Annotated in this window: 17 protein-coding genes; 2 read left to right on the forward strand and 15 right to left on the reverse strand. The window is 41.9% G+C overall.

Translation table 11 applies throughout. The features are described 5' to 3' along the window. The first annotated feature begins 121 nt into the window (after positions 1-121). Positions 122-532, forward strand: coding sequence for a cytidine deaminase (gene cdd, locus QZ488_RS09525; RefSeq protein ID WP_293747974.1), 411 nt, complete (start codon positions 122-124; stop codon positions 530-532). Positions 533-591: 59 nt separating this feature from the next. Here the strand turns inward: cdd and QZ488_RS09530 are convergent, their stop codons facing one another. The 8 genes from QZ488_RS09530 to QZ488_RS09565 form a co-directional block, all read right to left on the reverse strand. Next, positions 592-2790, reverse strand: coding sequence for a molybdopterin cofactor-binding domain-containing protein (locus QZ488_RS09530; RefSeq protein WP_293747976.1), 2199 nt, complete (start codon positions 2788-2790; stop codon positions 592-594). 1 nt (position 2791) lies between these two features. Further along, entirely contained in the window at positions 2792-3259 is a 468-nt protein-coding gene (locus QZ488_RS09535; RefSeq protein ID WP_293747979.1) for a (2Fe-2S)-binding protein, read from the reverse strand. 88 nt (positions 3260-3347) lie between these two features. Then, positions 3348-6632 (reverse strand): S41 family peptidase, encoded by a 3285-nt coding sequence (locus tag QZ488_RS09540; protein ID WP_293747981.1) that lies wholly within the window; start codon positions 6630-6632, stop codon positions 3348-3350. A 119-nt stretch (positions 6633-6751) separates the two neighbouring features. Then, entirely contained in the window at positions 6752-7993 is a 1242-nt protein-coding gene (locus tag QZ488_RS09545; protein WP_293747983.1) for an ABC transporter permease, read from the reverse strand. Continuing rightward, the gene (locus QZ488_RS09550) at positions 7986-9188 is read right to left on the reverse strand and encodes an efflux RND transporter periplasmic adaptor subunit (protein ID WP_293747985.1); all 1203 of its coding nucleotides are present in this window, start codon (positions 9186-9188) and stop codon (positions 7986-7988) included. Before QZ488_RS09550 ends, QZ488_RS09545 begins: the two co-directional genes overlap by 8 nt. Beyond that, positions 9185-10180: an efflux RND transporter periplasmic adaptor subunit gene (locus QZ488_RS09555; RefSeq protein WP_293747987.1), complete on the reverse strand. Its 996-nt coding sequence runs from the start codon at positions 10178-10180 to the stop codon at positions 9185-9187. Before QZ488_RS09555 ends, QZ488_RS09550 begins: the two co-directional genes overlap by 4 nt. Beyond that, a complete protein-coding gene (locus tag QZ488_RS09560; protein WP_293747989.1) occupies positions 10177-11178 on the reverse strand; it encodes an HlyD family efflux transporter periplasmic adaptor subunit in 1002 nt (333 codons plus the stop codon). The genes QZ488_RS09555 and QZ488_RS09560 overlap by 4 nt, the downstream gene beginning before the upstream one ends. A gap of 7 nt (positions 11179-11185) precedes the next feature. After that, positions 11186-11890, reverse strand: a complete 705-nt coding sequence (locus tag QZ488_RS09565) for an ABC transporter ATP-binding protein (protein WP_293747991.1) — start codon at positions 11888-11890, stop codon at positions 11186-11188. A 310-nt stretch (positions 11891-12200) separates the two neighbouring features. Here QZ488_RS09565 and QZ488_RS09570 point away from each other — a divergent pair, with 310 nt between their 5' ends. Further along, complete coding sequence (locus QZ488_RS09570) at positions 12201-13040, forward strand: class I SAM-dependent methyltransferase (protein WP_293747993.1); 840 nt, start codon at positions 12201-12203, stop codon at positions 13038-13040. Between the two features lie 141 nt (positions 13041-13181). Here QZ488_RS09570 and QZ488_RS09575 read toward each other — a convergent pair whose 3' ends face one another. From QZ488_RS09575 to QZ488_RS09605, 7 genes are all read right to left on the reverse strand, one after another. Beyond that, the gene (locus tag QZ488_RS09575) at positions 13182-13490 is read right to left on the reverse strand and encodes a DUF1244 domain-containing protein (protein WP_293747995.1); all 309 of its coding nucleotides are present in this window, start codon (positions 13488-13490) and stop codon (positions 13182-13184) included. A 14-nt stretch (positions 13491-13504) separates the two neighbouring features. Further along, positions 13505-14092 (reverse strand): glutathione S-transferase family protein, encoded by a 588-nt coding sequence (locus tag QZ488_RS09580; RefSeq protein WP_293747997.1) that lies wholly within the window; start codon positions 14090-14092, stop codon positions 13505-13507. A 117-nt stretch (positions 14093-14209) separates the two neighbouring features. Further along, entirely contained in the window at positions 14210-14770 is a 561-nt protein-coding gene (locus QZ488_RS09585; RefSeq protein ID WP_293747999.1) for a hypothetical protein, read from the reverse strand. Positions 14771-14844: 74 nt separating this feature from the next. Next, complete coding sequence (locus QZ488_RS09590) at positions 14845-17988, reverse strand: efflux RND transporter permease subunit (protein ID WP_293748000.1); 3144 nt, start codon at positions 17986-17988, stop codon at positions 14845-14847. Next, entirely contained in the window at positions 17988-19109 is a 1122-nt protein-coding gene (locus QZ488_RS09595; protein ID WP_293748001.1) for an efflux RND transporter periplasmic adaptor subunit, read from the reverse strand. Before QZ488_RS09595 ends, QZ488_RS09590 begins: the two co-directional genes overlap by 1 nt. Positions 19110-19293: 184 nt before the next feature. Next, complete coding sequence (locus QZ488_RS09600; RefSeq protein ID WP_293748002.1) at positions 19294-19530, reverse strand: DUF2164 domain-containing protein; 237 nt, start codon at positions 19528-19530, stop codon at positions 19294-19296. Between the two features lie 67 nt (positions 19531-19597). Next, on the reverse strand, positions 19598-20755 hold a 1158-nt coding region (locus QZ488_RS09605; protein WP_293748004.1), incomplete at its 5' end, for a PLP-dependent transferase.

Raw genomic sequence — 20755 nt, forward strand, 5'->3', positions numbered from 1 at the left:
TTTCCCTGTAAAAGTAAAGTTGCCGGAGCATCTGTCCAGTTAAAATATCAATTAAACTTGAATCCAAAGCCCAAAATAAAGCAAACTACGCGGCCGAGTTAAATTTAAAGTCTAATTTTTTATGGCACTTGAACTAACAGCCGAACACAAAATGCTTATGGCCCTTGCCAATAAAGCACAAAAAAATGCCCATGCGCCCTATTCAAACTTTCATGTAGGTGCGGCCATTCTTGATGAAAACGCCCAACTACATGCCAGCTGTAATGTGGAAAATGCCGCCTATCCTTTGGGGCAATGTGCCGAAGCTGGTGCTATTTCAGCCATGGTGGCCTCTGGTAGTAAGAAAATAAAACAAATATTGATCGCCAGTCCCAACGACGATTTTTGCCCCCCCTGTGGCGGTTGTCGTCAAAAGATTGCTGAGTTTGCTGATACTCAAACAGAAGTGCATATGGCAACGAAAACCGGTGAAATCAAAACCGTTAAGTTTACCGAGTTACTGCCGTTGGCATTTGGTTTTGATAAAAACTAGGTCGTAACACACAAAAATGCCGCTATATTTAGCGGCATTTCATCAGTCTACATTCCAAACTACATCGACATAGGCTTAAACGGTAGATCTCGATAACGTTTACCTGAGGCGGCAAACACTGCATTGGCTAATGCCGGCGCAAATGGACCTAGGCCTGGTTCACCTAAACCTGTGGGTTTAAAGTCATTTTCAACAAAATGTACATTGACCTGTGGCATTTCGTTAATGCGTAGTACTGGGTAGTTGTGAAAATTTGAATTCACTACTGCCCCTTCTCTAAACACCACTTCGGTGCGTAACGACAACGACATGCCCATGACCACTGCGCCTTCCATTTGTGCAGTTGCACTATCGGTGTTTAACACTTGACCACAATCAACCACAGCGTCAACTTCAAGCACTTTGATGTCATCGCCGTTAACTTCCACTCGCACAGCCATGGCCACATAGGTGTTGAAACTAAAATGCACAGCTATGCCTAAACCTTGGTTACTGGGTAGCTTATCTCGGTTAGCCCAGTTGGACTTTTTAGCCGCGATAGCTAATGCACCTTTTGAACGTGCGACTTTCTCGGCTTGTTCGGCATTTTTGTTGTTATCGTAAATGCTGTTTAATAAACTAAGGGTGTCTGTTTTAGCTTTGTGAGCCAATTCATCGGCCGCACTACCAAAGGCAAAACCGTAAAATATGGCATATACCGCTCGGTACCAACCAATACGAGTATGAGCTTTTGCCTCACCGGTTTCACTGCGATAGTTGGCTATACCAAAAGGGTGATTATCCACATCACCTAAATTATTGGCCGGGGCTCTATCAAGTGAAGGGTCAAACAATGATGCAATTGCCGGGAAGGCAGCGCGGTGTAACCAACCTGTGACGTTACCATCTTTGTCTATCGCCGCTTCAATATGTTGAGCACTAATCGAATGGTAATAGCCGGTGCGCATGTCTTCTTCTCGCGACCAAGTTAGTTGTACGGGTGCATTCACTGCCTGCGATAAAACCGCAGCTTCGTGTACGTAGTCACATTTAAACTTACGACCAAACGCGCCACCCGCCATAGTCACATTGACCATGATGTCTTTAGGTTCACGTTTTAAATATTGCGCCAATACTTTTTGGATATCTGCTGGGCTTTGTGTGGCGGCCCATACTTCACAGCTGTCTTTTTGCACCCAAACCACTGAAGCATTTGGCTCCATAGGTGAGTGAGATAAATGGCCGCCCGTGTAGGTGGCTTTCACTATGTGTTCTGCTTCGGTAAACGCTTTGGTGATATCACCACGTTCAGCGGCTAACTGCGCGGGTTTTTCTACATTTTTAACTAGCTGGGCTTTATAGGCCTTAGTGTCGTAACTTTGGTGTTCGCCTAAGTCCCATTCAATCTTTAATTTTTTTAGAGCTTGTTGGGCAGTCCAGGTATTGTCTGCCACTACAGCTACGCCGCCAAGTGTTCCAAAAGGCACTTCAAATATTGGAATTTCAATCACATCCAGCACGCCTTTGACTTGCATGGCTGCGGTTTTATCGACACTTTTTAACTTACCACCCATAACTGGGCAGTGGGTCATAGCGGCATATTTTAAGCCTGGCATTTTGGTATCCACGCCGTAGGTTAACTTACCCACCACAATGTCACCTTGATTGTGTCTAGCGATGTCTTTGCCGATATATTTGTAATCTTTTTTCTCTTTTAAGGTAACACTGTCAGGCACTGCTTGGTCAGCTGCAAGACTAGCTAACTCACCATAACCCAACTTTTGTTGATTATTTTTGTTAATCACAAAGTGGTTATCAGCCATACACTCAGATGCGGGTACTCCCCAGACTTTAGCTGCGGCGGCCACTAACATAACTTTTGCAGCGGCCCCTGCTTCACGCATGGGAATATACATAGTGCGAATACTGGCCGAGCCGCCAGTGGCTTGAGAGCCGTATTTTTCTTCGTTACCTTCACCTTGTTTAATACTCACTCGGGTCCAATCGGCATCAAGTTCATCGGCGACTGCTGCTGGTAATGCGGTGCTAATACCTTGCCCCATTTCACAGCGGCCGCAGTAGATTAAAGTGTCGCCGTTGTCAGCAATATGAATAAACGCATTCGGATTAAAGGTGTTATCTTCGCCCATTTTAAAACCGGCAATAGTGGTTTGCGGTAAACTAATACCCAACACTAAACCACCTGTAGCTAAACCCGATTGTTTAAGAAATTTACGACGACTTTGATTAGAAACTGTATTTTGCTTTGCTATAGTCATTTTAAGCCTCCTTATACATTTCTTCAGCTGCATCAGAAACCGCTTGTTTGATGCGTTGATAGGTACCACAGCGGCAAATATTCCCTTGCATGGCATTGTCGATATCGTCACTACTAGGGGTTTTATTGGTCGCTAAAAAACTGGCGGCATTCATGATTTGACCAGCTTGGCAGTAGCCACATTGTGGAACCTTGTTGGCTAACCATGCTTTTTGCAATGGGTGATCACCATTTTCAGATAAACCTTCAATGGTAGTGATAGATTTGCCCGCAACAGCCGATACCGGCATCACACATGAACGTGTTGCCTGCCCATCGATGTGAATAGTACAAGCTCCACATAAACCCATACCACAACCAAATTTGGTGCCTGTTAGTTCAAGTTTATCTCGTAGAAACCATAATAAAGGCATGTCACCTTCAACATCGATAGGATAACTTTTACCGTTAATCTTAATACTTTGACTCATCACTCTCTCCGCTTAACTTAGCTGTAGGCTGAATCGATGGTCTGAATCTGCCTAATTGTTTTGTTTACGCTGCTAGATAAACATAAGTTTAATCTTGAATCGCTGGCGTAGAATATTTAGGTGGTTTTACTTGTTTATTTTTAGTCTTTTTCAACTGTTTCATCAATTCCTGCACGCCTCTGAGTAATTGTGGATCATTACCTTTAGCCAGAGATTTAGCATCTTGGTATACCTCAATGTCAGGGGCAATACCGACATTCTCTCCGACCCATTTATTGTTCAGAGGGTCAAACACAGCATTATCTGGGGCGGTGAGTGCGCCACCGTCAAGTAAGGCGTAATGCACCGATGATTTGACTAAACCACCCCAAGTACGTGCGCCAATTAACTTACCTATTTTTTGTTGACGGAAGGCCCAAGGAAAATAATCCCCTCCCGAACCAGCCAACTCATTAATAAGCAGCACTTTAGGCCCTTTTATCCCTGCTGGTAGCAACAAGGGTTTACCATTAGGTACTTCGTTGGTAAGAGCAGAGCGGAGTTTTCGACTCATCAAATCCACCATGTAATCATCTAAATAACCACCACCGTTAAAACGTTCATCAATTACCGCCCCTAACTTATCTTGTTGGGCAAAGAAATATCGATTAAACGACACAAAGCCCGGTGTACTCGTATTAGGTACCCAAACATAAGCTAATTTTCCGTTCGATAACTTGTCGACCAATCTACGATTATCTTCGACCCAAGCACGTTGTCTTAAAGATCTTTCTTTACCTATAGGTTTGACTGTTATTTGCCATGCTTCGCTGAAATTAGGTTTATCGTTAATATGCAATACGGTTTGCTGACCGACTGTACCGTCTAAAAATTCATAAGGGTTATCTGCGCTAGTTAATTCTTTGCCATTTACACCCACCAAATATTGCCCTTGCGCAACCTTCAAACCTGGCTGATCCAATGGGCCTTTTAGTTTAGGGTTCCAACTTTCGGCGGTAAATATTCGGCTAAGCTGCCAACGCCCTTGATTAATGCGTAAATCGGCACCTAATAAACCTGCACTGGCCTTTTCTGTTTTTGGATAATCGCCACCAAACACAAAGCTATGGCCTACCGATAATTCACCGTTCACCCGATCCAATAAGTAGGTCAAATCAACACGATGTTTGATATGTTTCACTAAGGGTTCGTAGCGACTAAACACTTCATTCCAATCGCGCCCGTGCATGTTTTTATCATAAAAATAATCACGTTGATAACGCCAGGCCTCTACAAACATTTGTCGCCATTCTTGTTGGCGATCAAGGTTCATCATCAACTTGGCATTTAAAGGATCTTCGGTTTTGGCTTTTGCTTTATCGGCATCCACTACAAACCATTCAGGGCCTTTTTTGACCAACATTTTTTTATGATTTGCCGAAATACTGGCTGATTGAATACCGCTTATAAAGGGTTTTGCTTTTCGTGTTTTCAAGTCAAATTTTAGCAATTCGACATCTCTGTCTTCGCCTTGTCTTTTGGCAAAAAACACTGTTCCTTCTGGGGCTGTCAGAGTAAAAGCATAATTTCCCGCTGGCATGGGTAGCGGTAAAATACGTCTTTCAATATTTTCGAAGTCTATCTTTATTAATTCTATCGGCTGTTCTTCTGAGTCTTTGCTCTCAGTGTCATTTTTTACCGATTCATCGTCCTCGGTAGACTCTTCGTCCTCATTTTTAGGTTCATCCTCGGCAATGTCTTCCTCATCACTGCGCGGCGCAAAAGGCGAGGTTTCATCGGCCAATAAACTCACTACATAAGGCGCATACTCTGAGTCAGCTCCCATTGAACTGGTATTTGCCCACCCACTATTTAAGCCATAATCGGTGCTAGCCAAGAAATACAAATATTGACTGTTTTGATCCCACGCAGGTGACAATGAATTGGCAAATTTATTGGTTAAAAAATGCGTTTTTTGACTGTCTACTGAGTAGATTTTTATTTGCTGAAAACTGTTATCAGCGGTTTTGACGTAAGCTAAATTATTCGAATCTGGAGACCAGACTAAATCATTTCTACCTCGTTCTAAATTGTTGCCGCCCACATCAACGGTAATGATATTTTTAGTCGCTAACTCTATTAACCGAATACGCACATCATCGTCTACAAACGCAATATACTTGCCATCAGGCGACCATTTAGGCTCCCAGGCCATTTTTGACTCTCCGATTGCAATAGACTGTAGTTCAGATAAACCATCTTGAGATTGCAACATCAACTGATAACCTTGTTCGCCTTTATCAGAAAACCAAGCAATCTGATCGCCCTTAGGTGACCAAATAGGCGCTCTGTCAGCCGCATCAGATGATTGCGTGAGATTACGAACACTGCCATGTTCAACTGGAACAGTGAAAATTTCACCGCGAGAAGCCATGACCGCACGTTTACCAGAGGGTGACAGTGATGCAGAATTTGCTTTTTTCCCCACATCTTGCCATTTGGTTTCAGCCCAAGGGAAATCGCCGGTAAGGCTAATAGACAATTTTTGCTGCTGTTTACTGGCTAAGTCAAAAGTAAATAAATCACCATTTTGTTCAAATACTAACTGTTTGCCATTGCTGTCTAATTGTTTGATATCAGCATTTTTAAATTCTGTAATTTGTTTGAGTCTTTTACGTTTTACAGAATATGACCAGATATTCGAAACCCAATCTCTGTCTGATAAGAAATAGACAGTGTCACCTACCCAAACAGGTTCGATGTCGATAGTTGAGTCACTATCGATCATAGTTTCTTTTAAGTTATCTAAATCAATCACCACTAATGGGGTATTTTGCCCACCTCGATAATTACGCCATTCACCATCCCAACGAGACATACGGTCAATCACGATTTGTTTGCCATCAGCTGAATACGCGCCATTATATGCCCATTGATTAAGCACTAACTCGGCTGAGCCGCCATTGGCTGATATTGTCCATAAACGATTAATCGGCCCTGGCGCGGTGTCTCGTCCTGAAGCAAACAATATTTTTTTACCGTCAGGAGTCCATCCTCGAACACTTCCACCAACTGCATGCCATGATAATCTCTTAGCTTCGCCACCATTAGTCGGCATAACGTAAACTGAATCAGTTCCTGAGCGATTAGATGAAAACGCTAAGCGTTGACCATCGGGAGAAAAATGGGGATGGCTTTCTACTGCTGCGGTACTGGTCAGTCTTTTACTATTTTGCCCTGACAAGTCGGTTATCCAAATATCACCGGCGTAGACAAACGCGATATGATTATCGCTCATACTAGGCTGTCGCAACAGTCGTGTTTCTTGGGCAAAAGACTTGGGTAATAAAAATAAACTGGTCAAAACCAGTAACCAAGGTAAACACTTATTCATTCTCAGTTCCTTTTCGTGATGGTAGTCGTGAAATAAAATAGACAGCAAAACCACTGTACATTTTTTGTACCAGCCAATTCTTATCAATTTTTGCAAAGCAATAATATTTCTAGTCCAAATTAATCACTGTGCAATGCATCAATAGGATTAAGTTGCGAAGCCTTGATAGCCGGATACACACCAAAACCAATGCCTACTGCCATACAAATCGTCAGCGACAACACTATAGCAGTGATTGACCAACTGACCGCCCAACCAGAATAAAAACCTATAACTTCGGATAAGATCAAACCAAAGGCGACCCCCAATAAACCGCCCAATACTGAAATCGTAAAGCTTTCAGCGATAAACTGCATTTTGATATTTTTTTGTGTGGCACCCACAGCCCTCAGCAAACCAATTTCTTTGGTTCTCTCAAGCACGTTGGCTAACATAATATTCATTATGCCAATGCCACCCACCAATAATGAAATACCTGCCACACAAGCCATAACAATGTTGAATATTTGCTGAGTTTGTTTTTGTTGCGCCAACAAAGCAGCGGGGATAACCAGCTGATAATCCTCAGCCTCTCCATGCCGTAACTTGAATAAATGCGCCACCGCTTTTGCTGCGACTATGGGATCGATTCCCTCTGCAATTTTTAGCTTAACCAAATCTAATTCGCTGGCTAAAGCCGGACTACTGAGCTTTTTCATGCTGGTACTAAGAGGCACAAAAATACGCGCACTGTCTCCGCCGATTTTCACACCTTGAAATTCATCTTTATCAAAAAATGGATTGTTTAAAACTCCTACAACCTCTAACCATAAGTGATTAACTTTTAAATACTGCCCTACTGCTTGATTGTCTTGAAACAACTGTTTGGCAGCATTAGCACCTATCACTGCGACTTGAGCCACATTTTTATTATCTTGCTGTGTTAACAGTCGCCCTGTTTTTACTTGCATATTGGACAACCTAAAATGACTATCACTGACGCCTACCACCTTTAAATCTGCTGCGCCTAAATCACTGTATACAGATTGGGTTTTGATATGCCTTTCTGCACTGTAATCTTCAACAAAGGGCAGGGTTTGCCTGGCTGATTCAACATCTGCCATGGTCAATCCTAAAGATTCTTGGCGTATTTCGATAAGCTCATCATCAGCAAATTGTTTGGCTTCTATGATTAAGTTTCGAAGTCCCATGGAATCAATCATTTTTAACGCCTGACGCTCAGCACCTTCACCAATATTAAGCATCGCAATCACCGCACCTACACCAAAAATCATGCCTAGCAAGGTCAACAATGTCCGCAATTTGTGAGAGGCCATTTCAGCCAGCGCATCTAACACTAAGGGCAAAAAACTATTATTCATAGGAAGAACTCCGCGCTACGTCATCGGGGATACTCAAAGCAATCGTGTCTCCAGCAGTCAAACCTTGCACAATCTCCACAAAATATAGATTTTTCTCAGCGGTTTTAACTGGTCGACGAGTGAAACTTCGCCCTTCTTTTATATACACGTAGTTTTCGCTTCTTTCGTTAAATATGGCCTGTAAAGGAATGATGATTTTAGCTTGAGCAGCAGCAACACTGATGCTGGCAGTTACTTTAGCGCCAGGCTGTAAAGTTGATGGTTGTTCATCCAAGGAGACCACCAACTCAAAATATTTAGTCGGATTACCACGCTTAGTGGTGCGCGAAAACCCAGAAACAGACAGCACATTGCCGGTTAAGTTTTCATCTGGATGCGCGTCTAAGGTCAGGTTTACTTTTTGGCCCACTTCCAAATTTATGGCGTTCTTGTCTAATACAAACAACTTGGCTTGCATCTTTTCTAAGTTAGGAATTTTGGCAATCGTACTACCTGGAAAAACAGTTTGACCAACACTGGCTTTTTCGCCACGCCAGTTTTGTTCGTATACCAACATACCGTCGTACGGGGCTAACACCTCTAATTGAGCAAGTGCCGATTGATGTTGCTGAAATTTGGCTTGATGGCCGCCTTTACGAATATCTAATACTTCTAATGCGCTTTGATTTCTCTCACCAATACTGCTTTCTTTCCATTCGATAAACTCCTCCTTGGCCCCAAGATAATCACGGTTTGACAAGGTATCGATAATTTCAATTTTGGAGTAAAGCCTAAGGTCATCTATAGCAAAGGTATCAACAAACTTAAATTCTTTACCAACTAACACTTTTTCAGAATTCAACTCGTTTTGCTGCTGACTTTCTTGCGCATTTTGTTGACGCATATCCATATCTAACAGCATCATTTCCAATTCTTCTTCGCGGCTGTCTAGCAGGAGTTGTTCCGCGTCAAAACGTGCGACTACTTGCCCTTTAGTGACCCAACTATTTTCCTCTGCTAACCATTCAATCGTCATGGGACTGCGACCTGGGGTGTTTATTCGTTCAGCTTGGGCTGCTTCCAATTCACCCACAGCTGGAATAAGCACTGCAAACTCTTTTTGTTCGACTTGATACAAAGGCATGGTAGATTGTGGTGATTCACTACAGGCCACTAAAAACAATATAGAGCAGCACAATAAAATTCCGTTTTTCATGAACCTATCACCTCAATTTTAGCTTTCATGCCTGGTCGCATGAAGTCGGGTCTTGATTCACCTAGTTCAATTTGAGCATCAAATATCACCTTAGGGTTATTAGCTGACTTGGGATAAAATGCCTGGCCTAATTTAGAAATTGTGCCCATATAGGACATTTCAGGATAAGCCTCAAAGATCACTCTTACCGCTTGACCTTGTTTGATTTTAGCTTTGTCAGGTTCGGCAAATTCAGCTTTTAAAGCAATAGAGTCTAGAGAGGGCAATTGCAATAAGCTTCGCCCCATAAAAACCGTTTCACCCACAGCCGGTTTTTCACCATCGCCGTTTTCTCGGTACATTACCAATCCGTCTTTTGGTGCTTTTACACTTAGTTTGGCAATTTCCCGTTCAATGCTATTCACCCTACTTTGCATGCTCCTTATTTTGCCTTCGGACACTTTGACATTAATCAACATGGCCTTTTTATGATGAGCCAATTTTTGTTGAGCTTGAGCGAAATTTTCTGTTTGATAGCGAAAATCAGCCTGTTGTTTTAAACGTTCAATTTTAGACCGAGATTCATCCACTATTTCAGCTTTGCGTTTAGCTTTTTCGTATTCCATTTCTGCTTCAGCTAGCTGTAAAATTAAATTTTGGGTGACTGCATCATCTTTTAACTTGTCGCTTTCAGCTTTTTTTACCGCTGCTTTAAGCTTACTTTTCCTATCAATTAAATTATTGTTTAATCTATCTCCATCGAACACTAAAATGACTTCGCCTTTTTTAACGAGTTTATTTTCAGCAGCCATTTTTTGAATTTTGTATTGCCACATACGTGACACATTAGGTGGGCCAATAGTGGCATTTTCAAGTGAAATGAGTTCTGCAGAAGCTGTGACCTTAGCGGCTACCACTTCCTGCTTAATTGGCTCTTGTTCCGATTGACATGCCACTAACCACATACTACTGAGGGCCAAAATAGCTGTGCGAACATAAGAAACGGAATTCATAGTGACTCCTCATCATTTGGCGTATTTTGCAAAGCAACATCTGTTTGTTTTAGCGTGACCCGTACACTCATGCCCGGGAATATTGCTTGCTTAAGTGGCTCAACAAAACCTATTTCAACGCGATAGTAAGCACTATCACTCCATTGGCTTTTTTGCTCTGCCTGACTAGATATTGACAATACCTTTCCAGAGTAGGTTTGATGAGGATAAGCATCGAGGGCTAATTCAAATGTGCTTTGCTGCAAATCAATACGGGCGGCATCAATTTCATGCAACCATGCCGTGACTTGATAGGTTGCGGCGGCTTGCACAGTCAAGACTTCTGAACTGGATTGAATGTTCATGCCAGTCGCCACTTTTTGCGGCATCCATCGATGCATTGCGTGGGTGACTGGCCCAGTGACTTTGGCTTTAACACTAAGCTTTTCTAGCTGGTTACGTTGATAAACAATTTGTTCTTTTAATTTCAGTATTTCGATATTTTTTTTATTTAACTCAACTTGCTGTTCTTCTAATTTAAGTTTGTAGTTTTCTTCGGCCTTAATTTTGGCGGTTAGGGCTTTTTCATAATCAATCACACTTTTGCCTTTTTCATAGGCGCTGATTTCACCGTCTGGCACTGACGCTTCGATACGAGTTTTTTCAAGCATAATGTTAGCTAACTTTAATGCACCTTCAGCCTCTAACACTGCTTGGCCTTTGTCCATTTCTAATTTCAATAACTCTAAGGCATCCGTCTCAAGCTTTTCCTCGTTAACTTCTAGTTGTGATTCAATTCCCCCTGAATCAAATACAACCACTAGATCACCTTCATTAACAATACTGCCTTCATCGGCCATCCATTGAATCTGTACTTGCCAGCGATTCGTTTTAGGCGCTGTGACTAAATGGTATTCTGATGAGGTAATAATACCGGTCAGCAAGGTAACTTGATCATTCGCTTTTGCTTGATTAACAAGTAGAAAGCCACACACAAAAAGTAGATTTTTAACAAACATAGTTCTTTTAACCTTGCGCCGTTAATGGCGATGTCTGACTGGCACCTGTGTCATTTAAAACTTGCCCATCTCGCATAGTGATCACTCGTTGCGCATAAGAAGCAATCTCGTCTTCGTGGGTCACCATGACTATGGTTTGCCCTTGTTGATGTAAATCGGTCAATAAGGCCATGATTTCAACTGAGGTTTTACTGTCTAAATTGCCTGTTGGCTCATCGGCTAATACAACTGTTGGTCGATTGATTAAGGCACGAGCGATAGCCACTCGTTGTCGCTGGCCACCAGACATTTCAAAAGGTTTGTGAGTTTTGCGGTGGCCTAAGCCAACTTTATCCAGAAGTTCATGAGCGCGCTCATTCGCCTCTTCTTCCGACACGTCGCTAAAACGCAATGGCAACTTCACATTACCTATGGCATCCAATTTGGGTAACAAATGAAAAGTTTGAAAGATAAAACCTATGTGTTGATTACGAATAGCTGAAAGGGTGTCATCGTCTAAGGTCGCCACATCTTTGTTATCTAAAAAATACTGACCGCTATTAGGCGTGTCTAAGCAGCCCAAAATATTCATTAGTGTAGACTTACCTGAGCCTGAGCTGCCCATAAAAGCGACAAATTCATTTTGCTCAATGGTTAATGAGATATCAGTAAGCGCATGGACTATTTCAGATCCATTGGCAAAAGATTTGGCAATATTACGAAGTTCGAGCATGATAATTTGACTAAAATGGCGTTAGTCTTACCATATACAGATGGCAATCAACTATCAATGCAACTAAGGCTAAACCCTAGTGTTATCGCTTAGCTTAACTGTTTCAAAATATTTCCTTATCTAATCAAGCTAGTAGCTGTTTTTCATAGTTTGCTTGACGGTTTAAATGGTTATTGCAAATGTAAACTCTAAGAGTATAAACGCAGCTGGCAAAATGCCGGTACGGTTAGTCATCTGTTAAAAAGTATTCATAATCCATGACCTTGCCAGTTTTATGTTTTACATTCGAAATCAGAAAAAGGAAATATTCATGTCGTATGATAAAACTGTATCAAATCATTATTCACATGGTGATTTACTCAATGCCATTGAATCCGCACTTCCAGCTCTGAGTAAAACGACTGAGAATGTAACAATTGAAGATCTTGCCCCAGTAGATGAATTCCATATTGGCGGGAGCCAAGCAACTGATCATCTACTCGGTCAACTTAACCTTACACAACAGAGCCACGTTTTAGATCTGGGTTGTGGTTTAGGTGGTGCCAGTAGGTATGTAGCGACTAAATATAAAAGCCATGTTACCGGCATTGATTTAACCCATGAGTATATTCAAACAGGCAAAACATTGTGCAGATGGTTAGGTCTTGAACAACAGGTCAGCCTTGAACAAGGTAGTGCGCTTGCAATGCATTTTAAAAACAATATGTTTGATACAGGATTTATGCTGCATGTAGGCATGAACATTGATGATAAAATCGCATTATTCTCAGAAATATATCGGGTCCTAAAGCCCGGCGCATATTTTGGCGTTTATGACATAATGCGTGAAAAACACGGTGAGACAATCTACCCCGTTCCGTGGGCGGCTAACCAGAATACCAGCAAACTAGCAACGCCAGAGCAATACCAACAAGCTTTAAAGGATGCGGGTTTTACCGTGTCAAAAGTAGCAAGTCGCCGTGACTTTGCTGTTAGCTTTTTTCAACAACTAGCAATTAAAGCTGCTGCGAAAAAAGGCGCTCCTCCTTTAGGCCTACATGTTTTGATGAAGGACAGTACTGCAGATAAAATAACAAATATGATTACTAATATACTAAATGGTCATATTGCACCAATTGAAATCATTGCTCATAAACCGGCAGAAATTTAACTAAAGGAGCTGCAAAAACTAGTCTATTAAGATGATAAAGTAGCCTTGCATGTTAGATCTTTTGTGATTATCGCACTGTTGTTCGCAATGACATGTAAAGTATAAAATTCAAAGCCACTGCGAATCCAACTCAAAAATAGATTAGCTAGAGCCTTTACGGGTGGCTTCTCTCGCTTCAAAAGCCAAAAATTGTTCTGGTGTGCTAGGCAATTGATGATTGGCTTTCCATTCACTATAAGGCATACCGTACACCGCTTCTCTGGCTTGGTCGTAATCTACCTCAACTCCTTGTTCTTTTGCCCCTGCCATATACCATTTTGATAAACAATTGCGGCAAAAATCAGCCAATATCATCAGGTCAATATTTTGCACGTCTTTGTTTTCATCTAAGTGTTTGAGTAGGCGTCTAAAAGCGGCGGCTTCGGTGGCGATTTTTTGTTGTTCGTTCATTTGGGATTACCTTTTTATTTGCGCGGGTCGGTGGCGGTGACTTCAATTCGTTCGGCGTTTTCATCGTGAAAGGTTAATAGATGATTTAAGCCCTGCATATTGTGCAACTGCCTAAATTCAATCCAGTCGATTAAGCAATACAAACAAACTGAAGGGTAATGCCAACTGCTAAATTGTTTATCACCTACCAAGTCGTTAAGTTGCAATAAAACGGCATTAACCCGTTCTTTTTGTAATTTAAAAAACAATTTATCTTCGTCAGCTTTAACATCTGAATTCGACAAGATAAACATTTGTACCAAGGAATCATTTGCCGAATCAATCAGAGTCAGTTGGTTTTCTTGTTCCCAGGTTAAGTTTGGATCCGCAAATTTAGCGGTGAGGTAACGATAAATCACCCTAGAGTCGAATATAACTTCGGCTTTTTCATCGACACCATCTTCGAGCATAGGAATTTTCATGGTTGGATTTTTAGCGGCAAGAGCTAACCTGTCCTGCTCTTCAAAAATCTGTAAATTTACAAATGTGTGTTCGGTATTAGCTAACCAGATACGTAATCTACGAACGTAGGGGGAGGTAGTTGAACCATAAAGTGTCAGCATAAATAAATACATCCTTTCAATCACTGTTTGCACTAATTAACTTAATCCAAATAAAAAAAAGGGCAAGATTTATTATCTTGCCCTAACTGTTAATCACCATAAATCAGTGGTGTTAGCTCACATAAACTTAGCAAAATTGTTGTCGTAACAAGCATTAACAGTTGGTTTATCAGGTGTAATAACTTGAATATGATCATAATCAACATTATCTAAATCAGCTTTGATACTGCTTTCAAATACATTAGCATATTCAACAATCACTTGTCCGTGCTGACCAACCGCATCGAATTTAGCTTGATGGTCAGACATAAAGTCAGTGAACTCCCTGGCGATTGCATCATGTTCTGCCAGCAAGGTTTTATCTATATACAAACTGTCTTCATTATCCACAATGGCAAGTTTTACTAGCGACTCAATTTGCTCCGAGTATTGTTGAATTTCCACTTCAATATCTTGAATGGGTAATTCCAACTCATGCATTTTTTGTTCTTGTTGCTTTAGGGATAGATAGGCTTCACGCTGCTCGGGTGTCATCTCTTTTTGCATGACGACTTGGCAGTCTTTCATGACTACGAACTCGAAGTTGCTATCTGTATCCGTTCCCGCCCAAACTAAAGCGGTGTAGATCGATGCAATCAAAGTGGCAGTCAAAATAAACTTTTTGTTGAATGATTTCATTTGGCTCGTCTCGTTCTTAGTAAATTCATTATCTAAGTCGAAGGCCAGGCTCAAAAAGTTTATTTTGATTTAGATTAAAGTGAAACCGCCTCTGTTTGTTGGTTATTGGTTGACTTAGATGCCACTAAGGCTTTTCGATCATCACGCTTTGCTTTAAGTGCCAACATACAAGGGGTTAACACTAAGGTTAAAACCGTAGCAAAAGCTAAGCCCCCCGCCACTGCAGTGGCGAGTTGTGACCACCACCCTGTTGAAGGGCCGCCAATATCCACATTACGGTCTATAAAATCGATATTGACCTCTGCCACCATAGGTAACAAACCTAAAATAGTAGTGACTGTGGTCATCAATACGGGGCGCAGACGTTGAGCTCCCGTGCGCAAAATGGCTTCCATAGCAGCCACACCTTCTTTACGTAAAATGTTGTAGGTGTCGATAAGTACAATATTGTTATTCACCACTATGCCTGCCAAAGCAATCACGCCAATACCAGACATAACAATACCGAAGGGTTTTTGAAAAATTAACAGTCCAAGAAATACTCCTACTGTAGAAAACAGCACTGCACTTAAAATCAAAAATGCCTGATAGAAGCTATTGAACTGGGTCACCAAAATAATCGCCATCACAAATAGAGCGACTAAAAATGCGTTCTGAAGAAATGCTGTTGACTCATCTTGTTGCTCATTTTGCCCTTTGACTGTGAGACTCACTCGAGGATCTAAACCTAAACTAGGTAACAGTTTTTGCAATTTAGGTAGCTCAATACTCAACAATTCTCCTGGGACCATGTTCGCTTGCACCGTGATCACTCTTTGACTATCAATGTGTCTAATCAAGTCCGTTTTCGGTTTAGCCGTGCGCTCAACAAAATTGGAGATGGGCACCATGCCACCAGCCGTTTTCATTCTAAGCTGATCAAGTTTACCAATATATCTAGACTCCACCGGATAACGCACACGAATATCAAGTTCATCATCTACATCATCGGGGCGATACTCGCCAATTTTTAAACCATTAGTCAGAAATTGTACTGTGCTGCCCACCAGTGTGGCGTCCGCACCAAAGCGGGCAGCGTCGGCGCGATTCACTTTAAGTTGCCATTCAATACCGGCTTGAGAAGCGGTGTCACTGACCGAAGTAAACTTATCGTTATTATCTAAAACTGAGCGTATTTGTAACGCTGCTTCATCTAACAATTCAGGAAAACGAGAGGACAACTGAATTTGTAAATCTTTGCCCGATTGAGGGCCATTTTGGTCTGGTGTAATTTCGATATCCATACCGGCCATGTCTTTTAACCGAGACTGGACATCTTTAAGTACATCGTCAGAATGTGCACGTAAATGCCAGTCGACTAAGTTCAATCTCATGTAACCTATTTGGTCGCGGCCACCAGTGCGCACATATAAAGATTCAATTTCTGGCATATCAAGCAAACGATTTTCCACTTTGCGCACAACAGTATCTTTTTCATAAATCGACATATCACCCGCACTGCGCACTGTTACATTAATTCCCTTAGTGTCTACATGTGGAAAAAACTCCGTGCCTAAACCAGATAGTCCATAAGCAGTAAAAGATAAGAAAGCGACGACTATGGCGCCAAGTAAAATTTTCCATGGGTGTTGAATAGCGGTAGCGAGAACACGAATATACTTGCCGGTAAACCCCTGTAAATTTCTGATATCACCATTTTCTGCTTCATGTATTTGTTGTTTATCAAACTCAGAAACATGCCTAGGTTTACCAAATACACCGCCCAATACAGGCACAAAAATTAATGCCATTAACAATGATGCTGATAACACAGCAATCAGAGTAAAAGGCAAATACTTCATAAATTCACCCATCATACCCGGCCAAAACATCAAGGGTGCAAATGCGGCCAAGGTGGTAGCAGTAGAGGCGATAATAGGCCAAGCCATACGTTGTGCCGCCTTACTGTATGCCAGTTTTTTATCCATGCCTTCACTCATGCAGCGGTCAGCATATTCGGTTACGACTATTGCTCCATCCACCAGCATACCAACCGCCATGATGAGTGAAAAAAGCACCACTGTATTTAAGGTGTAACCAAACAAAGAAATAATCAAAATGCCGGTTAAAAATGAGCCGGGAATAGACACGCCGACCAAAAAAGCTGTGCGCAGACCTAAAATAGCCACAATTACAATGGCTACCAAAATTACCGCACTGGATACATTATTTTGCAGGTCGTTAAGCATCATATTAACTTCGACGGTTTGGTCGCCCGTATAGGTCACGTTAATACTAGCTGGCCAGATAGTTGACTCTTGCGCTGCTGTGACTAGGGCTTTCACGTTAGCAACGGTTTCCAACATATTTTCACCGGGCCGTTTTTTCACTTCTAGAGAGACAGATGACTCGCCATTTAAGCGGGCAAAACTACTAGGGTCTTTATAAGAACGTCGCACTTGTGCTACGTCCTGAAAGGTAATAACACTGTCGCCTTGTACCTTAACAGGCTGTTCCATCACATCTTTTACTGATTCAAACACAGAGGGTACTTTAACCGCAAAACTGCCCTTGCCATTATCCATAGTCCCCGCTGGAACAAGCCGATTGTTGCGAGACAATAAATTCAAGATGTCAGTTTGATCCAGTCCATAAGACTCCATCAACAATGGATCAACCACAATCTCAACGATATCTTCACGATCACCGCCAATATCCACTTCTAAAACTTCGCTAATGCCTTCAAGTCTGTTTTTTAACTCCCGGGCCACGGTTACTAGTGCCCTTTCTGAAACAGGCCCGGATAACACCACAGTCACCGCCGCTTGTTGCCCAGCCATAGTGACTTCGTGAATAGTTGGTTCTTCGGTTTCTGAGGGTAATTTTGCTCTGGCTACTGTGACCTTATCTCGCACATCCGCTAGTGCGGCATCAGAATCAAGACCAGCAATAAATTCCAATGTAATACTGGCAAAACCTTCGCCAGCGGTAGCTCTCATTTCTTTTACCCCATCAATTGAACGTAACTCGCGCTCCATGGGTTTAACCAGCATACGTTCAGCATCTTCAGGGGAGATACCATCATGGGTGATAGACACATAAATCACCGGAATAGGTACGTCTGGATTAGACTCTTTAGGGATATTCGAATAGGTCACCACACCAGATACAAGTAACAAAACAAATATCATCAACACTGTTCGGCTGTGGCTTAAGGCCCCATAAATTATATTATTCATTAGTTAGCCTTTGCGGAAATACTGCTTGAGGCGTTACTGCTTTCGTCAGTGCGGACTACTTCTACCTTGTCACCGTCTCGCACAAATCCATGGCCAAGGGTAATGATATCTGCTCTTTCACCCATACCAGTTAGCCACACACCTTGACTATCACTTTTTACAATATCGATAGGCACAAATTTAACGTGTTCATCGACCACGGTTTTAACACCCAAATTTCCTTGTTCATCTAAAGCCATCACCGCAGGCGAGATGCGCATAGCCCAAGTTTTTTCGAGGGGTAAAGCTAACTCAGTGCTCATGCCAGCCATTTGAGTGAAATCTGGATTAGGCACTTCAACTTCAATTTTAAAGGTATTGGTTCCGAGCTCTGAAATACTCGAAATGTAACGGATTTTGCCTTGTAACAAATCGCCTTTCACCATGCGCCCAGTAGCTTGCTGGTGCGTTTTCAATCCATGTAAATTGTTCTCTGTGACATTGGCAGTGATCACTAAGGGATCTAAATCAACTAACATAGCGATTTTGTCGCCATCCTTTAGAAAGTCACCCAGTTCAACAAAACGTTCGTTTATGATGCCATCAAAAGGCGCAATAATTTGTGATTTATAAACCGCTAATTGGTAGGACACCACATCGGCTTTGGCCATTTCTACATTAGCTTCTGCTTGAGCCAATGCGGTTTGCGATTGAAAACCTTGATTTTTAAGGGACTGTACCCCTTTCAATTCCACTTCCCGTTGTTTTAACGTTGCATTGGCGGATTGCAAACGGCTCACTTTGTCACTGTTTTCAAGGCTAATAATTTTCTGACCTTTACTGACACGATCCCCTTCTTTTACATATACTTCTTCGACTAAACCTTTTACTTCTGAGCGCAGCGTAGCAACTCTGTCTGGTTCAGTCCTTCCGTACAGACTTATTTCACGGGTCACTTCATCAGCGGTAATATGCTCTACCGTGACTTTGACTAAGGGAATTTCGGTGCTTTTGCTTTTTGCCAAGCCATTATCATCTTGCGCTTTCAGCATACCTGAGGCGACCCATAAACAAAGAGCGATAAAAAGTATCAATGCAATCCATGCTGGTTGTTGCCTAAGTTTGTTGAGTGTAAACGCCATGACTGTTCCGCGGTAAGTTAAGAACGCATAATTTACCCTTTTTTGACGGCAATATCATGGCGAAAATCATCAATTTACCGGTGAAAGTGTTACTAAATGCTTAGATTGTTACAACCACGTTATGGGTTGAGAATAATTGTTAGACTTCAAGTGAAAAATTAAAATATACATTTTGAAAACGGTTTTACTGTTCTAGCTGATAAATAGCATCGTTAAGTGACTCCATTCTATCTGCCAGCACCGCTTGTGCGTCATAAAGGCCTTGATTGTAAAAGTGACTGCCCATTTCTTTAGAAATAAAATCAAGCAGAAAATCAGCATCAAATTGGCCGAGTTCAATCTCTAATTCTAGACTCATATAGTTTTGTAGCTTTTGAATCACTTGTTCTTTTAATTGTGCTGGAAACGCAATTTTGGACATCTGCTATCTCGCTTAAAATAAAAAGCCGAGTATGACCCATACTCGGCTTACATGCTCCTTACTTATGCTAAGACAACATTTCAGAAATAGAACCACCACTAGAAAAGTGTTGTTTGCTTACCCGCATACATGTTTGCAAATATAAGTCATCAATCTCAGGTGCCGACATAAATTGCTCACTAAACCCAGGAATAACCGGATCAATATGCAATATGGCACTGTTGATAAAATGCGCGACTAATTCACGTACATTGTCTGTACCCATTGCCACGCGCATGGTTGTCAGATAAATTCCACTTTTAGCTTGTGCCGTTTTGTCTAGCTCACTGTGAGAAGTTAAGGCAGGACACAAAATAATAGTGTTGTGCTGACCAATGCTAACTTGATGACTAAAAGCTGGCTCAAGGGCATCAAAGAAACGCACAAACGTATCGCGACTAATATCTGTTCCATGCATATCCACAGTAAATAATGCACATGGCCAACCGTGGCGCATTTGACCTTCTCGCAATTCTGCATTGGGATGTCCATCTATGGCATGGCAATTAACATTAAAACTTGAATGAGATGCGAGAAACTGACTAAACACAAAAGTATTAATCACCTTCTGCATAATACGCATCTCAAGGGTTTTCATACCAGTTAAGACATCAAAGGCTTTTTCAGAGTCTAAAAATGCACCTTTGATGTAATACACATCCCAAAACATGGTTTTTGACCATTCGTAACCATTCACACAATCGCCTTTTCCTTGGAACATACGATAGGCTTCACCAATCACCACTCCTGCTGTAGTGGCCCCACTGCCGCAAATATCTTTGGTATAACTATGCACTACATAATCGGGGCGTTCTTCTTTGTCGAGTCGTTGCAGTGGCTGATGCAATATGGGGGTGGCGAGTGTGGCGTCCAACATCACAACATGGCCAGATGCATGGGCTAATTTACTGATCCCCGCAACATCGAGAACATAACCATGTGGGTTACAAGGTGATTCCATATATACATGCAACGCGCTGCCTTCGGCAAGGCGTTTAGCGTGTTTAACTTTAGTCTGTTGCATAAAACTAGCGAACTCTTCTGCCGTGTAACCATCAAACCACTCCAATTGAACATTCAAACGGTTTTCGCGAGCAAAATAGTCGTGCAATAATTGATACACACCACCGTATACATTGCGCGATACAATCAACACATCTCCATGAGTCAGAACATTAGATAACAG

The sequence above is a fragment of the uncultured Paraglaciecola sp. genome (assembly GCF_913020055.1).
In the GTDB taxonomy this organism is placed as follows: Bacteria; Pseudomonadota; Gammaproteobacteria; order Enterobacterales; family Alteromonadaceae; genus Paraglaciecola.

What these genes read in the sequence shown, in the direction of transcription:
- cdd (WP_293747974.1), top strand. Translation starts at nt 122, where the DNA reads ATGGCACTTGAACTAACAGCCGAACACAAAATGCTTATGGCCCTTGCC.
- QZ488_RS09530 (WP_293747976.1), bottom strand. Translation starts at nt 2,790, where the DNA reads ATGACTATAGCAAAGCAAAATACAGTTTCTAATCAAAGTCGTCGTAAA.
- QZ488_RS09535 (WP_293747979.1), bottom strand. Translation starts at nt 3,259, where the DNA reads ATGAGTCAAAGTATTAAGATTAACGGTAAAAGTTATCCTATCGATGTT.
- QZ488_RS09540 (WP_293747981.1), bottom strand. Translation starts at nt 6,632, where the DNA reads ATGAATAAGTGTTTACCTTGGTTACTGGTTTTGACCAGTTTATTTTTA.
- QZ488_RS09545 (WP_293747983.1), bottom strand. Translation starts at nt 7,993, where the DNA reads ATGAATAATAGTTTTTTGCCCTTAGTGTTAGATGCGCTGGCTGAAATG.
- QZ488_RS09550 (WP_293747985.1), bottom strand. Translation starts at nt 9,188, where the DNA reads ATGAAAAACGGAATTTTATTGTGCTGCTCTATATTGTTTTTAGTGGCC.
- QZ488_RS09555 (WP_293747987.1), bottom strand. Translation starts at nt 10,180, where the DNA reads ATGAATTCCGTTTCTTATGTTCGCACAGCTATTTTGGCCCTCAGTAGT.
- QZ488_RS09560 (WP_293747989.1), bottom strand. Translation starts at nt 11,178, where the DNA reads ATGTTTGTTAAAAATCTACTTTTTGTGTGTGGCTTTCTACTTGTTAAT.
- QZ488_RS09565 (WP_293747991.1), bottom strand. Translation starts at nt 11,890, where the DNA reads ATGCTCGAACTTCGTAATATTGCCAAATCTTTTGCCAATGGATCTGAA.
- QZ488_RS09570 (WP_293747993.1), top strand. Translation starts at nt 12,201, where the DNA reads ATGTCGTATGATAAAACTGTATCAAATCATTATTCACATGGTGATTTA.
- QZ488_RS09575 (WP_293747995.1), bottom strand. Translation starts at nt 13,490, where the DNA reads ATGAACGAACAACAAAAAATCGCCACCGAAGCCGCCGCTTTTAGACGC.
- QZ488_RS09580 (WP_293747997.1), bottom strand. Translation starts at nt 14,092, where the DNA reads ATGCTGACACTTTATGGTTCAACTACCTCCCCCTACGTTCGTAGATTA.
- QZ488_RS09585 (WP_293747999.1), bottom strand. Translation starts at nt 14,770, where the DNA reads ATGAAATCATTCAACAAAAAGTTTATTTTGACTGCCACTTTGATTGCA.
- QZ488_RS09590 (WP_293748000.1), bottom strand. Translation starts at nt 17,988, where the DNA reads ATGAATAATATAATTTATGGGGCCTTAAGCCACAGCCGAACAGTGTTG.
- QZ488_RS09595 (WP_293748001.1), bottom strand. Translation starts at nt 19,109, where the DNA reads ATGGCGTTTACACTCAACAAACTTAGGCAACAACCAGCATGGATTGCA.
- QZ488_RS09600 (WP_293748002.1), bottom strand. Translation starts at nt 19,530, where the DNA reads ATGTCCAAAATTGCGTTTCCAGCACAATTAAAAGAACAAGTGATTCAA.